Origin of the sequence: Niabella pedocola (genome assembly GCF_021044425.1) — a bacterium.
Classification (GTDB): domain Bacteria; phylum Bacteroidota; class Bacteroidia; order Chitinophagales; family Chitinophagaceae; genus Niabella; species Niabella pedocola.
Map to the genome: position 1 here is coordinate 638086 of NZ_JAJNEC010000004.1, position 15936 is coordinate 654021.

Consider the following 15936-nt stretch of genomic DNA (forward strand, 5'->3'; position numbering starts at 1 on the left):
CTGCTTTATCCGGTTGCCACCTGCATGGCCGATAAAAGCGGCAAGGGTACAAACATAAAAAAGCTGTATCAAAATATACATCCTTCATTACTACCGGAAGGATCATTTTTGATACAGCTTTTTCTGAACTGCGCGGAATATTATTTCACATTCGCGCTTACGATCTTGGCCAGGTCGAACATAGACACCTGGGATTTGCCGCTAAACAAGGTTTTCAATTTATCGTCGGCGTTGATCATCCTTTTATTGGTGCTATCCTGTAATCCCTGCTTTTTAATATATGCCCATATTTTTTTGATGATATCCGGGCGGGAAGCCGCTTTATTACCAATTACGGCTGCTAAAGCCGGACTGGGTGTAAGGGGCTGTAACAGGGCCGGGTTTATTTTTCTTTTTTTCTTTGGAGCGGCTTTCTTTGGAGCAGCTTTTTTTGCTGCTGCTTTTTTGGGTGCCGCTTTCTTAACGGCGGCTTTTTTAGGAGCGGCTTTTTTTACGGGTGCCTTTGTAGCTTTTTTAGGAGCGGCCTTTTTTGCGGCTGCTTTTTTGGGTGCTGCCTTTTTTGCAGTGGTTTTTTTCGCTGTTGCCATGATAATGGGTTAAAGTTTAAAATTGGAATTATCGTATAAAGTTAGCTAAAACATCGATTAAAAAACAAAACATATCCGGCTCGTTTTCATTTTATGCCCTTGTTATATTATGCTCCCGCCTTGTTGGCCATTGACGATCTGTTGCCCTCTTCCGCCAGGGATCAGCTGCGCCCGGAGCATCTGTCGCCAGGGTAGCCCAGGCAGCCAATAACAACGGGTGACTGCCGCGGCCATCAATGCAAACAAGGCAAGCCACTTTATAAACCCGTCGGTATTTCCAGAAAAAGAACATAAAGACATGATAATAAAATAGTTAATGAACTTCAAAACGATAAAGACATGCCCGTAGACCGAAGGAATCGCCCGGTTCCTGCTGCCCTCTACTACTGGAAAAGGGTTTGCTTAAAACGCCGCTTACCCAGTATACATCAAAGCCGGCTAAAGCCGCTTCTCACCGGCCCTGCTCATTTCAGCATCTGAAACAACATCCGATTGTTGATACATACCGGAACATCCCAAAAATTGAGGGCAGAAAAACAGTTATAGAAACCGGCCTTTGATCAGCCCTATCTTAAAAGCCGGATAGTAAGCGATAACGATCACCATTTCGCCAACCTTTTATATCTTTACCGGCATATAAAAAACGATCCGGTTGCCAAATCATCCGCTGTACGCCCCCACGCTATATACGGTTTGCTGTACTCCGGAAAGGGCGGCGCCAGGTAACGTATTATTTCCGGGGCCCGGCTCCATCAACCAATTTTAAAACAACCGCATTGCCGGTTGCGCGGCTTGCACATACTTCGTCATGATTTTTTTTAGCAGCTTCAACATCAGATACGGAAAGATCCGAACCTTATTCAGTACTGCAGCTTTCTGGTTGCTGTCGTTACCTGCCGCCCATGCAGCATGGCCCATTACGCCCAATGATTTTAAAGGAACAGATACCGAACGGATACAAAAAGCGGTTGACAAGGCAAAAACGCATGCAAAAACAGTCACCATTCCTGCGTTCAATTCAAATGGCACGATGATCTGGAAAATCGATAAGGCCATCTTGCTGCCATCTGACATGACTATTCTGCTGGACAATTGTGTACTCCAGTTATCGGATAGCTGTCGCGATAACCTCTTCCGAAGCGATAATGTAGGCGTTGGTATTGCAAATCCCGTATGGAATAAAAATATTGCACTGATTGGTATCGGCAATGTTATCTTAAAAGGAGCCGACAATCCACGGGCCACCGGCGACGGATTGCGAAAACTCGTGTCGGCCTATGATGCCAATCATAGTAAAGGGCGCATCAGCTATGGAAGTGATGCCGGAATGCCCGGAAGAAAACAGTTGTCTGACTGGCGGAATTTCATGATCCTAATGGCTTATGTGGATGGGTTTAAACTCCGGAACGTCCGCTTTGAATATGCGCATTCCTGGGCAGTGACCTTCGAACGGGTGCATCATGCGGCGCTTTCGGACCTGGTATTTTTTACACCGCAGTTCCGGTGGATCAGGGGCGAAAAAGTTGCCACGTATAATAACGATGCCATTAACCTGAGGGAGGGATGCAAATATTTCCAGATCACAAATATAACCGGTATCAATGGCGATGACTGCATCGCGTTATCGGCCCTTGATCTGGGTACCGCGTATCATTCAAACGGCAATATCAATTCGTACCAGGTTACTTCTACCCAACACCAGGGTGCCTCGGACGACATCGAGCAGATCTATATCACGAATATAAAAACGAACTATACGGGGGTAGCCCTGCGGGCCAGTGACAGCGCGGGCATCCATCATATTTTCATCAACGGCGTCACCAGTATTACAGACCCGGAGATTCCGCCCCCCTATAATGGCAGTCCTTATACGATCCTGCTCGGGAATCTGGGATATGGCGTACCCGCCATGGCGCATAAGATCCACCATATTTATGTATCCAATATTACGGGTGACGGGTTGAACCTGATCGAGGTAAAATCACCGGTTGCCGATTGTGTATTTATGAATGGCGTTTATACCGGCTCAAAAGCAGCAGCCGCCATCACCTACCAGGGACAAACCCAGGCGGAAAGCCAGCGTATCAAAGAAGTAAACCTGGTAAAGACCGAAGCGCCGTAACCCTGTTACAAAAAAGCCCCGTACAATATCCAACACGCTTCCTTTATCAGATGACAGCTGCGGGTCCCGCTCCTGCTTTCTGACCCGGGATCTTCTTTAACCGGATGAGCGAAGAAGGAACCGGTAGCCGGTTCCAATGCCGGTGCAACACCAGGGCCGCTCCCAATGCCGTACCCTGGTTCATAGCAGCGGCCAAGACCTCCTGTTGCGGAAAGATCCGCGCCAGCAATGTCATAAAGAGGAGGTTGTTGCTGAATCCTCCGTCTACATAGATACGGCGGACCTGCCCGTCTGTTAATACCTGCCGGGAAGAAGCCCCTTGCTGCAGCGCCATATCCAGCATCAGCCGGTGATAAGCGGTCCCGGGTGTTTTAAAGGCCCCTAACGCCCGCTGCCCGAATATACAGGGTGTGGTAGCACCGGAATAGCCAAGGATTGCTCCACCTCCGGCTTCTTCCTTCCAGCACTGATCCAAGAGTACGGGATCAGCATCGACGGTTTTGTAAAAATCAGCAGGTATCTGAAAATGGTGTGCGATACGCTGTACCTGTTGTTCATGATCATTGCCTGCAAATAACATCGACACCCTTACGGGCTTACCCTGGTAGGTGAGATAGCTAAGCCCCCCGTTTGCCAATGCTTCAGCATCCGGCAGCCGGCTGTTAAAAGGATTCAGACTGATGGACCAGGTACCCGTAGACAGGATCATAAACGGTTCTGTAAAACATTGCAGATAAGGGATCATCGCCGCGGAGCTGTCGTGAAGTCCAGTACCAATTACGATCCATTCACCGGTTAGCTCATTCTGTACCGGCATAGCCGTATCCCCCGGTGTAAGGGTACATAATTTATCCAACAAACCTTCTGCGTTCAACCAGGTATGATATTGTTGCTTATGGAAATCCCACATTGCAGAGTGGCAGCCAACCTGGGTCATTTCAGCCACTTTACGGCCGGTAAGCAAAAAACTCAGGTACTGGGGAAAATGCAGCACTTTTGCTACCTGCGCGTATAAATGAGGCTTCCGGTTTTTAAACCAGAACAACTGCATCCCGGCATTTAAATGCCCCATTAATGGTGAACAGGTGTCCTGTACAAATGCGGCGTTGCCCGTGTACTCCCTGAAGGTCTTTAGCAGGTCATCGGGGTACGATTTCCGGTAATTATACAATGGCGCCACCCGTTTACCTGTTGCATCTATGTATACCAGCGAAGCTCCGTAAGTAGTAAAGTTGACGGCCCTTAACTGGTAAACCGGGGAGGCCTTTAACTGCTGAAAATGCGTCATCATCCAGTGCACAAGCACATCCAGGTCTTCGCAGGGGAATCCATCGTCGTCCGTTATTTCATCAAAAACAACGATCTCTTCCATTACGATATGGTACCGTTCATCAAAGACCAATAATTTTTTATGGGTCTTTCCGATATCAAAAACAGCGGTAACAGGTATTTTTGTTTGCATGGTTATCCATATATCAGCCCTCGTAAAAACCGCGAGGTTTTCACCGCATCATTTTCCCGGATGAGCGCGTCTATTTCGCTATAATGATCCGCTACGATCTGTTCATATTTCTTTACCCACCATATACTTTCTGCAATTGCATCCACCGCATCTTCGCGGTAGGGATACTGGTCCATGGAGATCCAGCCGTCGTAACCTGTTTTCTTTAACCAGAACAACAGTTCAATATATGTGGTAAAATGTACACTGCTTACGATCATATCGTCATCCCAGCTGCCATGGTTATCATTAAAGTGCATATGGTAAAGCAGGTTGCCGGCGCGTTTGGCCAATACCACTGCCTCCGCCACATTCTCCCCGGCATAAAAGCTATGTCCCGTATCGATGGTAATGCCTACATTGGAGCAACCTGTTTCTTTTGCGGCCAATATGGTATCGGCCATACGCGCATGATACGAAAAATTGCGCGGCTCTTTCGGCTTGTATTCCAGGGCATACCTTATTTCCGGAAACTCGCTTGCAAGAGCCCGGGTAGCTTCTGTAAGCCAGCTCCGCTCCTGGTCGTAGTCGGTTGCCAGCAAATAATCATATCCATCCTGGCCCAGCCACAGGTTTACGATGCCACAATCCATGGCCTGTGCCACTTCACTCATTTGCCGCAGATAATCCAGTGCAGCCTGGCGTACGTAGGCATCGATGCTTGTAAGGCTTCCTTTTCCAAAAAGCGGGTTTCCAAACGTATCCGGTATGATACTGGCGCAGGCCACGCCCGCATCATCCAGCCGTTTTTTCATGTCGGATACATTATCCGGCCGGATGTCCCAGCTGCCTACCAATTCAATACCCTGGATCTGCGGCATTCGGTCCAACGCCAACTTTAACATCTCTTCTGAGCTGGGGTTCTGTTTATATCCCTGGCAAAAGCGGTCGCGTGTATTTCCCAGGTTCCCCAGTATAATGGCATATTTATAGCTCATAACAACTCGTTCTATTCGGTGATTGCATATTGCAGTATCTTATATTTTCCATTCATAGTTTTTCCAGCGGCTCATCACTTTACCCAACGCATCAATCTCATGATCTTCTATCGGGATCATGTCTCCCAGCGATGCCGACAATATTAATGATTTTGCACTGAATTCGGCCACTTCCAGATAATCAAATGCCTGCAAAAGTTTGTTGCCGGTAACCACCACGCCTTCGTTTTTAATAATCATTACAGGAGCTTCCTCGGGCATTACCGGTTGCGGTACACCATCTTCGGAAAACAGGCATCCCAGTTCCCCTGTTTGCACATCCTGGAGATAGATCCAGGTTTCCGGTATGGTGCGCACATTGAAATGGGCACCGGTGATGGCAAAGGAGGTCAGGTACGTGGGCTGTGTCATGATGATGGCATTGATATCTGGGTAACGCTCATAAATTGCTTGATGCAGCAATACGGTTTTGTCGGGTGTTTTTCCCTTTTCTTTTTTTCCATCCCGGATCTGTACCAGGTCTCCGGGCATAAGGTCCCATTTGGACAGGCCATCCGGCGTAATAATAAAATCGTTTCCTTCAGACCGGGTAGATATTGACCCGTATGCGCCTAACATCAATCCCTGGCGGCAAGCCCGGTTAATAATTTTATGCAGGGCGGTTCGTTTTTCCCGGCTGTTGGTTGAAAAGGGTTGTACCGGTATTTCTTCCTGTAAGCCGGGTTTAAACCGCAACAAATGTTTTTCAATGCAACCTTCGGTGAGGGAATGTGCGGTTCCGATCCGGCTGCCATAAAGCATCGATTTTGCGGTCACCTCTATCAACTCAAATTTCAGGTAGGCATCGGAAATATCGGCGCCTCCGATAACCGTTCCATGATTTTCCATAATCACCACGGAAACACCCTTCGCAAATTCATCCGCAATATTTTCCCCGAGCGCCTCCGTTCCCGGCATTGCGTAAGCTGCGTACCCGATGGACCCGCAACGTGCGTGCACCTGCGGCAGCACACGGGTATCCGGTACTTTTCGTACGATACTGAACGCCACAATCCCCGGTGGATGCGCGTGTATCACTGATTTTATATCCGGGCGCCTTTTATAAATGGCCCGGTGAAACGGGTACTCTGATGAAGGCTTATGCGCGCCAACGATGGTTCCGTCTTTTTTTACACAAACAATATCAGACGGTTTTAATAATCCCTTATCAACCCCCGCCGGTGTGATCCATATATTTTCTTCCTCATCAATGATGGATATATTTCCCCCCGAGGTAGTGGTGAGCACCCGGTCGTAGATCCGTAACATGATCAAAGCAATCTGGTCTCGAGGGTGCATCGTTGTAGTATTCAGCAAGCTTTTCATAAAAGAATGATTCTAAAAAATCCGAAACACAACAAACTTAAACATACCCGTCAGCATTCCTATCCTGCCTTGACCCGAAACCGGATTTTATTTTAAAGAACGTTTTTTTTGTTTCTTATATTCATTTTTTAGACCTACTTTGGTTGTTGTTAACGCATTCGTTATTGCCAATGAAAAAAGAAACATTATTGGACCTCATCCAGGTAAACCCTTATTCGAGTACCTCAAAATACCTGCAGATCGTAAATGCCGTTTTAAGAGAAATTGAAAAAGGTACGATCAGGGCCGGCGACAATATGCCCTCGATCAATGAGCTCAGCATTGAACTGGATATTGCCCGGGACACCGTGGAACGGGGATATAAACAACTGCGCCAGCTAGGCGTTATTAAAGCCGTTCCGCGGAGGGGTTACTTTATTGAAAACACCGAGTTCCGGCGTCCCCTGAAACTGTTTCTGCTTTTTAACAAGCTGAGTACGCCCAAAAAGCAGGTCTATGATGCATTGGTGCACGCGCTTGACGATAATGCAGCCATCGATTTTTATATTTACAATAATGATTTCCACTTATTCAAAAATCTGCTTTCCGGAAATAAAGATCCCTATACACATTATGTGATCATTCCGCATTTTATTGACAGCGGTGAGCGGGCTTATGAGATCATCGATATGATCCCCAAAGAAAAACTCATCCTGCTGGATAAATTATTGCCTGAGGTAAAGGGACCTTACGGTGCCGTATATATCGATTATGAAAACGATATATACCATGCACTGACGGCGGCCCTGGAACACCTGGTAAAATACCATACCATCAAACTGATCTTCCCGGATAACAGCTACTATCCCAGGGAAATAAAAAAAGGCTTTGCACATTTTTGCCAGGACAATGCTTTTTCATACCGCATTATCAACAATATCGAAAATGAACCGATCAAGCAGGGGGAAGTGTATATTAATATGATTGAGGAAGACCTTGTTACCCTTATTGAAAAAATACAGCCGACCTCCCTGAAGATCGGAACACAGGTGGGCATCATTTCTTATAATGAAACACCGTTTAAGCGGGTGATCCTGGATGGCATTACAACGATCTCTTCTGATTTTTATGAAATGGGTATCCTGACGGCTCAAGCCATTCTTTCGGGTTCTACGGAACGGCAAAAAGTACCGTTCAAACTAACGCTACGGCCTTCGTTATAGCGGGCAATAATATCCCTTTGCAATGCGGAATGACAATGGCGGGATGACCAGCATGTTTATCAACAACCCGTCTTTGCAACCGCAGCAGGAAACCTGCATCGCCGGCCGTTCCTGCAAGATCTGTGGCGAGCGCCATTGCCCGCACAGCGTACCGGCAACCGGCATCCACTCAACGGGAAACAAAGCGGTAATCACCGGATCCCACCTGAACAACGGTATATTCCGGTGTAACCGACAGCACCCGGATTTCTTTTACCAACCGGATATCCTTACCGGATTCTGTAACGGATGCCCCGGCAACAGCAGGGATCCATATTTCCGCGCTGGTATTGGGCGGTATGGTAACGGACAGCTGATAACTGCTACCCTCCTTCTTCCAGCTGCTTTGAATGGCTCCCGCCACAGAGCGGTAGGTACCGCTGGCATAGGTAAGGTTACCTGCCGGCTGAGGTTTGATGCGGATCTTTTCAAAACCCGGTGCGGCCGCATTAATACCCAACAAAGAACGGTAAAACCATTCGCTCACCGAACCGAACATGGGGTGATTTTGAGAATAGGTATTATCCGAATACTTCCAGGTTTCCCAAAGCGTGGTTGCACCTCCTTCAATCATATGGCCCCAGCCCGGAAAATCGCGCTGATCGGCGATGGTATAGGCCAGATCATTCCGATTGTTTACGCGCAGCACATCAAAAAGCATTTTTGTACCGAAGATCCCGGTAGATAAATGATTCCCTTTTTTTGCCACGGCGTTTTGCATTACCTCCACGGCTTTCGCTCTGTCTGCCTCACCCGGTAAGTTATTCCATAAACCAAAGAACTGTGCAGACTGGGTGCCATTGTCAAAAACACCTGTTTGCGGATTGTAGAATTTTTTAACGATCGCTTCCCGGATGGAATTGGCTAACTGCCGGTACTTTTTCACATCTTCCGTTTTACCCAGGATGCCGGCAAATTCGCTCATCAGCTGCACATGGTGTAAATAAAAACAGGATGCGGTGAATGCTACCGGCTTTTCATCAAGCGACTCATGATCGCTTAGCTCAACATCATAGAGATGCTGTTTGGCGCTATCCGTTAAAAACCGGATCTGGCGGGTAAGCGCCGCATAGTGTTTCCGTATTACCCGGTCGTCTCCGTAAAAATCATATACCTGTTTAATCGTATACGGGAAGCCTAACTGAAATCCGAGGGGACCTGATTGATCACCCGGACTGGCATCAGCAATGCCCACATAAGGCGCCGTTTCGGTAATACCACCCAATGGCCGTTGATCGTCTTCATGATCCTGCAACACTTTTTTGTAAAAATTGCCCATATCAAAATTGAAATTAAAGGCGTCCGCCGAACAAAACATATCGCCTCCATAACCATATTTTTCCCTTGCCGGGCAATCGGATTGCACACTAAATACATTACTCAGAAAGGTCCACCGGATATTTTCAGCCAACCGGTTAAACATGGTATTGGAGCACTGAAAGCTCCCCGTTTCTTCCATCGCTGCATTCATTCGCAGCCCTTCTATATCCGATGGCCGGGGCACTCCGGGCCAGCCCTTTATTTCTACATAGCGGAATCCGTGAAACGTAAAACGCGGGGTCCATATTTCCACACCTTTTCCGGCAGCTGTATAACTATCTTCCTGCCATGCCACCTGCGGCGCACCGGCTCCGCCGTTGCCGTTTTTTACCTGCCCCGCAACGGACGTCATCCCGTTCAAACTGCCATCCTTATATACATCTTCACCGTACCTGAACGTTATTTTGGTACCGGCAGCGGCCTTCAATCGCACACGCACCACACCTGCAAAATTTTGTCCCATGTCTGCTATAAACAGCCCCGGCTTAATTTCTGTGATTTTCACCGGCTTTATAACCCGGGTTACTTCAACACCCGGCTGCAGCTGTGCTGTAAGTTTGCCTAACGATCCGCGCACTAAAACCGCCGGTTTGGATTGCGCCCAAACACCGTCATTGCCCTGCCATTCCTTTATTTCCCTTCTTGCATCGTAATGTTCTCCCAAATACACATTATTTCTTATCACCGGGCCTGCAATCACTTCCCAGCTTTTATCTGTACGGATGTTTTCATTGGAGCCGTCGGTATATTCGATCCGCATCATTGCCGTAAAGCAGGGTTCTCCTACCGTTATTCGTTCTCTGAGGTTACGACTGCCCCACATGCGCAGCGGAAGCGGGTTATACCAGCCATTACCCAGCATAACGCCAATGGCATTTGTGCCGGGTTCAACCAGCGATGTAAGGTCGAACGTCCGGTACAAAACGGTTTTGTCAAAACTTGTCCAGCCGGGAGCCAGCATTTCAGTGCCGATCTTCTGTCCGTTCAGATAGGCTTCGTAATATCCCAAACCGGTTATGTACAACCGGGCATTTTTAATTTTCTTTTGCACCCGGAACGCTTTCCGGAATACGGGAGCCGGATGGTCTTTATAGAAATCTTCCTCCTTATCCGGAGCCCTGCCGCCCGCTCCGATCCATTGAGCATCCCACGTGGTACCGGGTAATGCCGCCGTCTCAAACCAGGCGTTCCGGCTCCATGCTGCGGGTTTATGATCCTGATCCCAAACCCGCAGTTTCCAGTAATACCTGGTGAAAGGTTTTAAAGGCCTGCCACTGTAAACGATAGCATTGCTTTTTGATGTGTACACTTTACCCGAACGCCAGCTCGGGTTCCGGTACATACTGTCTGTACTTACGATCAATTCATATGCAGACTGCCGGCGGTTCCTGCCATCAGCAGTAAATACCCAGCTTAATGCAGGCCGGGGTATATCGATCCCCAGCGGGTTTACCATATACTCGCATCTGAGCCCGGCGGGATGCAGCGTTTGAGCAGCGAGCTCATTGCCCGTATATATGCCGGACAGTACGGTTGATAACGTTATAAAGCATATCGTTTTAACGCGATCGTAAAAAGGATAACGGATTGTCTGAACCAGGAATTGTAATAACCAAATCATTTTTTATCTTTTAAAAAGGCGGCCTGCTGAACATAACCCTGCCCGGTATTGCCGTTTTCAGATCAGCATGCAGGTTCATGGGTGAAGTTCGTGGTCATTTACACATCAGCGTTTATTGACCAACGCGTTTAAAACAATATAGGGACAGGACACGGAAGTAAGATATACCGGCCCACGGGTATACGATGGCGGATGAAAGCACTCCAGCGGACCTGCATACCCGCTGCCCTTCCGGAAATCCGTATCCCTCAATGCCGCAATATATTCTTTTACCAGCTTCCGGGCATTTTGAGGATCCACAAGCCAGAGGGCATAGGCAACCCAGCCTACGGGTGTATGCCAATAGGCGCCATTCTGATACTGGTTCAGCGGTGCCGCAGGTATGGCGCCCTCCCAGGCGGTAGCGGAACTGAAATCATCGGTTGTAAGCACATGCCGTATACCCCCTTTATAGGCCAGGGTACCGGCAACATATGCACCGGAAAGCACGGCAGCAGCTTTTTCTGCCGCTTTACCTGAAAGTATGTTTAGGTAGATGGCCAGGGCTGTGCCCCATACATCTTTTTGTGCACTCTTGCCGGTAGACGCCCGCAACATGCCGCCGGCATCGGTAAAGGTTCGGGGTATGGCCAACTTCAGGCTGTCTGCGATCGTTTTATACAATGCGGCTTTTTCCGGGTTGCCCTTTTTTTTAAAGATCGCTGAAAGCTCCAGGGCGGCCTCATATTTCAGCAATGAAGGATAAAGCAGGTCGCCGGTAATATGAATGGCATCCCTGAATCCAAAGTCAACGGCACGGTACGGTTCTATCGAATGTACAATATGGGTTCCGGTACGCGCCGGAGGCACCCTGAAAGCGATCTCCAGCCGGTCGGCCAGCGTTGTACCATTGACTACCTTACTTAAAACAGCCCAATCACCGGTAGCGGCAATATAGTGTTTGGCCATCCTGATAAAATAAAACTGGTCACAATACGGTGGAAAGAAGCCGAATTCATGTGTTCCCTGTTCTTCCACATCATAGGTGCCCGCAAAATAAACCGGCATCCGGTTATCTGCCAGGATATGATCCGCAATAGCTCCAAAAGGGATCATGCCACCGCCGTTGGTGATGCGCGTTTGATTGCACTGTGTGGCTGCCGTAAGCAACAGCATATGCTTTTGCTCAACCGCGGTTACAAACCCTGTTTCCAGGCTCATTACATAATCCCTGATCCAGAAGGCCGGATACGTAGCCCTCCCTCCCGGACGAATGAGCGTACCGCCTGTTCTGTTAAACCCGAACGGTACGGGCAACGGCTCGCCGGCATGCACCCGTGCGCTATCCAGTACCGCCTGGGTAAGCCCTTTTAAAAACTGCAGGTCTTTTACCTCTATAATCGTTTTCTCCTGCGCCCAAACAGGTTGCGTCCACAAGAGTGCGGCCGTAAAAATGAGCAGGCTGAAGCGTTGCATTCCTGACACCTCCGGGAATCCTTTTTTTTTGAATCGCATTGTTGCTGTTTTATTCCGATACATTACCGGTTCTCCTTTAAAGCATACAGTTTCCCCTCACCCGGCAGCAATACATCAGTAAAGACCGATCCCCGCTTATACCGGGTTGTATGCTGCTTCCCATCCCGCGCCGACACGTGGTATATTTTTTTTATACGCTTATCTACATGAAACGAAAAAGGCGCCTCGCTTTTCAGCGATTTATTAACCACCATCACAAAGGATTGTTTCGTGCGCGAATCTTTAAAATGTGTAAGGATCATACGTTGACCGTTATCCACCGGTTTCCAGAAAAAATGATCCGGTATAAGCAGCCCTGCCGTGCCATCCAGGGAATCTGAATGATACACTTCAATGGCGTCCAGCCATCGGACGGTTTTGCCCAGCTGCTTCAGGTCTGCGTTTAATTGCCGGAAGGGTTTATACAGATCCGTCTTGTTACCCATACTGTCAATGATCGCATTCGTAAAGCGCTCCACGGGCTGTCCTACCGGTGTATTGTAGGTAAACCATACGAGGTTTTTGATTCCATAGGCCAATGCGGTATAGGCACTGTATCGCAATTCACTGCTATCGGGCCGCCTGTAGGCATGTACAATCCCCATGGATTGCGGGTACATGGAGGTTGCGATACCATACTGTAAACCCACACGCCGGATCACATCCAGGTTTTTAAAATACGCCGGCCCGAACGATCCGTTTGCCAGCAGCGGGTAATGATCAAAGGAAAGCAGTTTCAGCTGTTCTTTTCCCACCTTGTGCACCCAGGCCTCTACATAGGCCTTTTCATAGTCGGGATACACAAAGCTGGGGAACAGGTTCACGGAAGGGATCCCTGCCGGGTCATATTTCAATATGGTTTTATATGCATTGGCCGGCCAATCCAGGTCATCCTTACCCGGTTCATCCACGATAAAATATCCGCCCAGGCCCGGATGTTTTTTATAAGCCTGCACCATTGCCGCAATAGCTGCTTCGCTGCCCCGCACACGCGGATCCCGCACAAAATAACGCAGCCCGTACCGGGCGGCCAGGTCAAGGATCTGCAGGTTCCTGCGCTCGGCAACCGCTGCATCCTTATTAAAATTAAACAGACTATCTCCTATAAACTGGATAAAATCCACATTTGCCTCTTTGATCCAACGAAACTGTTCATCGTTCATCATTTCCGGCATGGGTCCATAAAAAATACCGATGGAGAACGGACGGGGAAGCGTATCTTTTACAACCGCAGCATGGGTGGCAAAAGTCAGGCTCAACCACATGGCGATCCCTATAATTTTTTTTATCTTCATAACGATGCTGCTATTTTATATATACCGTTTCATATTATCAGGGCTTGTAAAAATTGCCCAGTAACTCTATCTCCATAATGTGGAATGCCCCTACGGTCTTTCCGTCCCAGGGCTCCTGCACCTGTATCCTGATGTACCGGTATGCCGCTGCCCCCGGCGGGATCAGGAAGAGTTCACCCTCCGCCATTACATGCGTACCCGAAGTAAAATCGCCGAGCTTTGTCCAGCTGCCCCACTCCGGAGCCAGGGTATTGCTCCCCCAAAGGGAAAACCGTTTCATATTGCCGATCTGGTACTGATATCCCTGGCGCTGCCATGTTCTGAAAGAATACAGGGAAAAGTCCGATACGCCCAGATCAAAGGTTATATGCTGGGGGAAAGGCGCATCCGCCGTATGAAAGCCCGGCTCCGCGTTGGTTTTGCCATCCCACATGTTTGGCATTACCCACCCCCAGGCCATATTGGCATCACCGGGCAGTTTTATCTCCTTAAATTTAGACTTATCCAGCCGGTATCTTACTGTATTGCCGGGCACAGCAGCCGCCGCCGTTTTTAGCGTATCCACAGAAGTTGTATCAGCGCGGTACCAGGTGGTATAGGACATATCCGTACCTGATTTATAATCAGCAAGCGTGGTAACGGCAGTTTCCGGAGCTACAAATAATTTTTTTTGAGCACCCGCTACATCCGTATAGGTAAGCTCATGCCCGATGCTTCCGTTATACGTATCGGCCCCGCCCCAGGTCAGCAACAGCTTTCCGTTTGCATTGTCTACAAAGCTTTGCGTCAGCGGGCGGTTAAACATATTCGACAAAAATGTTGCACCAATGGAGCGGCCCTGCACCTCTACCGGAACAGACTGCCTGCCCGCATCATCAAAGGTTTTAATAATAAAAGAATACATGCCCTCAGGTATATTCAAAAAATAAGAAACACTGTCCGCATTACCAGGTATCTTAAACTCCGCAGAGTCTGCAAAATTATTCCAGTAAATTCGGGCTTTCGCAACCGAAGGATCCACTGGCGCCGCCCAGGTAAACTTAACCCGGTTGAGCCCGGAGTAGGTTTTTACCGCTTTGGCGCGTTCTACATACGTAATGCCTTCAGGTACCACATATTTTTTGTACGTATCATCCATTTTCTTGCAGCCGGTAATTCCCATCACCAACAGTGCCGCAAAGAACAGGCTTATATTGATTTTCATTTTGCTCAAGTTGACTTTATAATAGAATGATTATTGTCCGTCCTGCCCCCATAAGGTCAGCTCCTGTATCACGATCTGTGTTTGACCGCTGGAAATGCCCCAGGTATTTAATGTTTTAAAACGGAGGTATCTTACAGTAGGAATCCCGGCCTCAAATTCAAACTCCTCTCCTCTGTTGAGGGCATAATCCCTGTCTTCCGGTGTAACCGGTCCTTCACCCGAAGGTTTGAAGGAACTGAAGGTGCCCAGTTTTACCCAATTATTCCGGTAGATCTTATTTTCAAGGTCTACATAATCTCCGTCCGGATTCACACTGTTGGCGCCCCATATTTCAAAATTTTTAGGATGCGATCCCTGGTAAGCACCTTCCGGATGCAGCCAGGTTCGCATACGGCTGATGGCCACCGGCCGGCCCAGGTCAAGGGTAAAGGTTTGCGGCAGTTGATAGCTCCTGGTGGCAAAAAGACAGCAGTAGCCAAAGCCGCCGTCAAATATCTTACGTAACGGATAATTTTCCACATACTCATAATTATCCCCCGGCAGCTCCAGTGCCTTCCAGGCACCCTTATCGATCTGTTTTTCAAACCAGGGTTTTATGAGCGCTTCCTTCTGCACCGTTTTATTGTTCCAGCGGTCTCTTAACAACACTGCAAATTTGCGCGAAGTTGTATCCATTCCCCTTACGGAAAAGTTAACGCGGTCTGCCGATGTATAATAGGTCGTCAGTTCACTGTAATTCCCATTACGGAGGGTATCCTGCAGGATCACCACCGCCAGGTTGGCACGTTCGGGGTTTTGCAGTTTTACATTGATCCCTCCAAAGGTGCCTGCAATACTCAGTGTTTCATATACCGATTGAATGGCCGGTATCAGGGGTTTTACTTTTACAACCAGGGGTTCGGATGCTTTTTCATTTTTACCCACGCTGTAGAGTTTTACATCATATTCCTCGGTACCACCAAAGCCTTCCACCCGCAGGGTATCTGTGTAGTACGAGGACTTTACTTCCCATTTGGAACCAGGCGAGGTTTCATACACGGCTTTTACATACCTGAGGTTGGGATCCTTCGGTATCTTGTAAACGATATAAGCGCCGCCGCTCATGGGAATCACCTTTACATCCTGCACTTGCGCCGGTGCCGGCAGGTTGGCATCGGTATAGTTTATATAGCCTTCCTTCCGGTTACAGCTTAGAACCACCAGCGAAAGAAGCGCCAAAAGCCACAGCTGATATTTTCGTTCCATCAT

The 15936-nt window shown here is 48.3% G+C and carries 11 protein-coding genes; 2 read left to right on the forward strand and 9 right to left on the reverse strand.

The genetic code is table 11. The features are described from left to right. Positions 1–140: 140 nt before the first annotated feature. The gene (locus tag LQ567_RS06595) at positions 141–587 is read right to left on the reverse strand and encodes an SWIB/MDM2 domain-containing protein (RefSeq protein WP_231003405.1); all 447 of its coding nucleotides are present in this window, start codon (positions 585–587) and stop codon (positions 141–143) included. 808 nt (positions 588–1395) lie between these two features. On the opposite strand from LQ567_RS06595, the gene LQ567_RS06600 reads away from it, so the two are divergent. Further along, positions 1396–2709, forward strand: a complete 1314-nt coding sequence (locus tag LQ567_RS06600; RefSeq protein WP_231003407.1) for a glycoside hydrolase family protein — start codon at positions 1396–1398, stop codon at positions 2707–2709. A 46-nt stretch (positions 2710–2755) separates the two neighbouring features. Here LQ567_RS06600 and LQ567_RS06605 read toward each other — a convergent pair whose 3' ends face one another. Genes LQ567_RS06605 through LQ567_RS06615 form a run of 3 tightly spaced genes read right to left on the reverse strand, consistent with a single transcriptional unit; the run spans position 2756 to position 6513 of the window. Next, a complete protein-coding gene (locus LQ567_RS06605) occupies positions 2756–4171 on the reverse strand; it encodes an FGGY-family carbohydrate kinase (RefSeq protein ID WP_231003409.1) in 1416 nt (471 codons plus the stop codon). Between the two features lie 2 nt (positions 4172–4173). Next, entirely contained in the window at positions 4174–5148 is a 975-nt protein-coding gene (locus LQ567_RS06610) for a sugar phosphate isomerase/epimerase family protein (RefSeq protein ID WP_231003411.1), read from the reverse strand. Positions 5149–5187: 39 nt separating this feature from the next. Continuing rightward, entirely contained in the window at positions 5188–6513 is a 1326-nt protein-coding gene (locus LQ567_RS06615) for a class II aldolase/adducin family protein (RefSeq protein ID WP_231003413.1), read from the reverse strand. 170 nt (positions 6514–6683) lie between these two features. Here LQ567_RS06615 and LQ567_RS06620 point away from each other — a divergent pair, with 170 nt between their 5' ends. Further along, on the forward strand, positions 6684–7715 hold the full coding sequence (locus LQ567_RS06620) for a GntR family transcriptional regulator (protein WP_231003415.1): 1032 nt from the start codon (positions 6684–6686) through the stop codon (positions 7713–7715). A gap of 169 nt (positions 7716–7884) precedes the next feature. Here the strand turns inward: LQ567_RS06620 and LQ567_RS06625 are convergent, their stop codons facing one another. The 5 genes from LQ567_RS06625 to LQ567_RS06645 form a co-directional block, all read right to left on the reverse strand. Beyond that, on the reverse strand, positions 7885–10695 hold the full coding sequence (locus tag LQ567_RS06625) for a family 78 glycoside hydrolase catalytic domain (protein WP_231003418.1): 2811 nt from the start codon (positions 10693–10695) through the stop codon (positions 7885–7887). Positions 10696–10800: 105 nt separating this feature from the next. After that, the gene (locus LQ567_RS06630) at positions 10801–12189 is read right to left on the reverse strand and encodes a hypothetical protein (RefSeq protein ID WP_231003420.1); all 1389 of its coding nucleotides are present in this window, start codon (positions 12187–12189) and stop codon (positions 10801–10803) included. A 23-nt stretch (positions 12190–12212) separates the two neighbouring features. Next, positions 12213–13484 (reverse strand): hypothetical protein, encoded by a 1272-nt coding sequence (locus tag LQ567_RS06635; protein ID WP_231003421.1) that lies wholly within the window; start codon positions 13482–13484, stop codon positions 12213–12215. A gap of 37 nt (positions 13485–13521) precedes the next feature. After that, positions 13522–14688 (reverse strand): DUF4998 domain-containing protein, encoded by a 1167-nt coding sequence (locus LQ567_RS06640; protein ID WP_231003423.1) that lies wholly within the window; start codon positions 14686–14688, stop codon positions 13522–13524. Between the two features lie 30 nt (positions 14689–14718). Beyond that, positions 14719–15936, reverse strand: a complete 1218-nt coding sequence (locus LQ567_RS06645) for a DUF4959 domain-containing protein (RefSeq protein ID WP_231003426.1) — start codon at positions 15934–15936, stop codon at positions 14719–14721.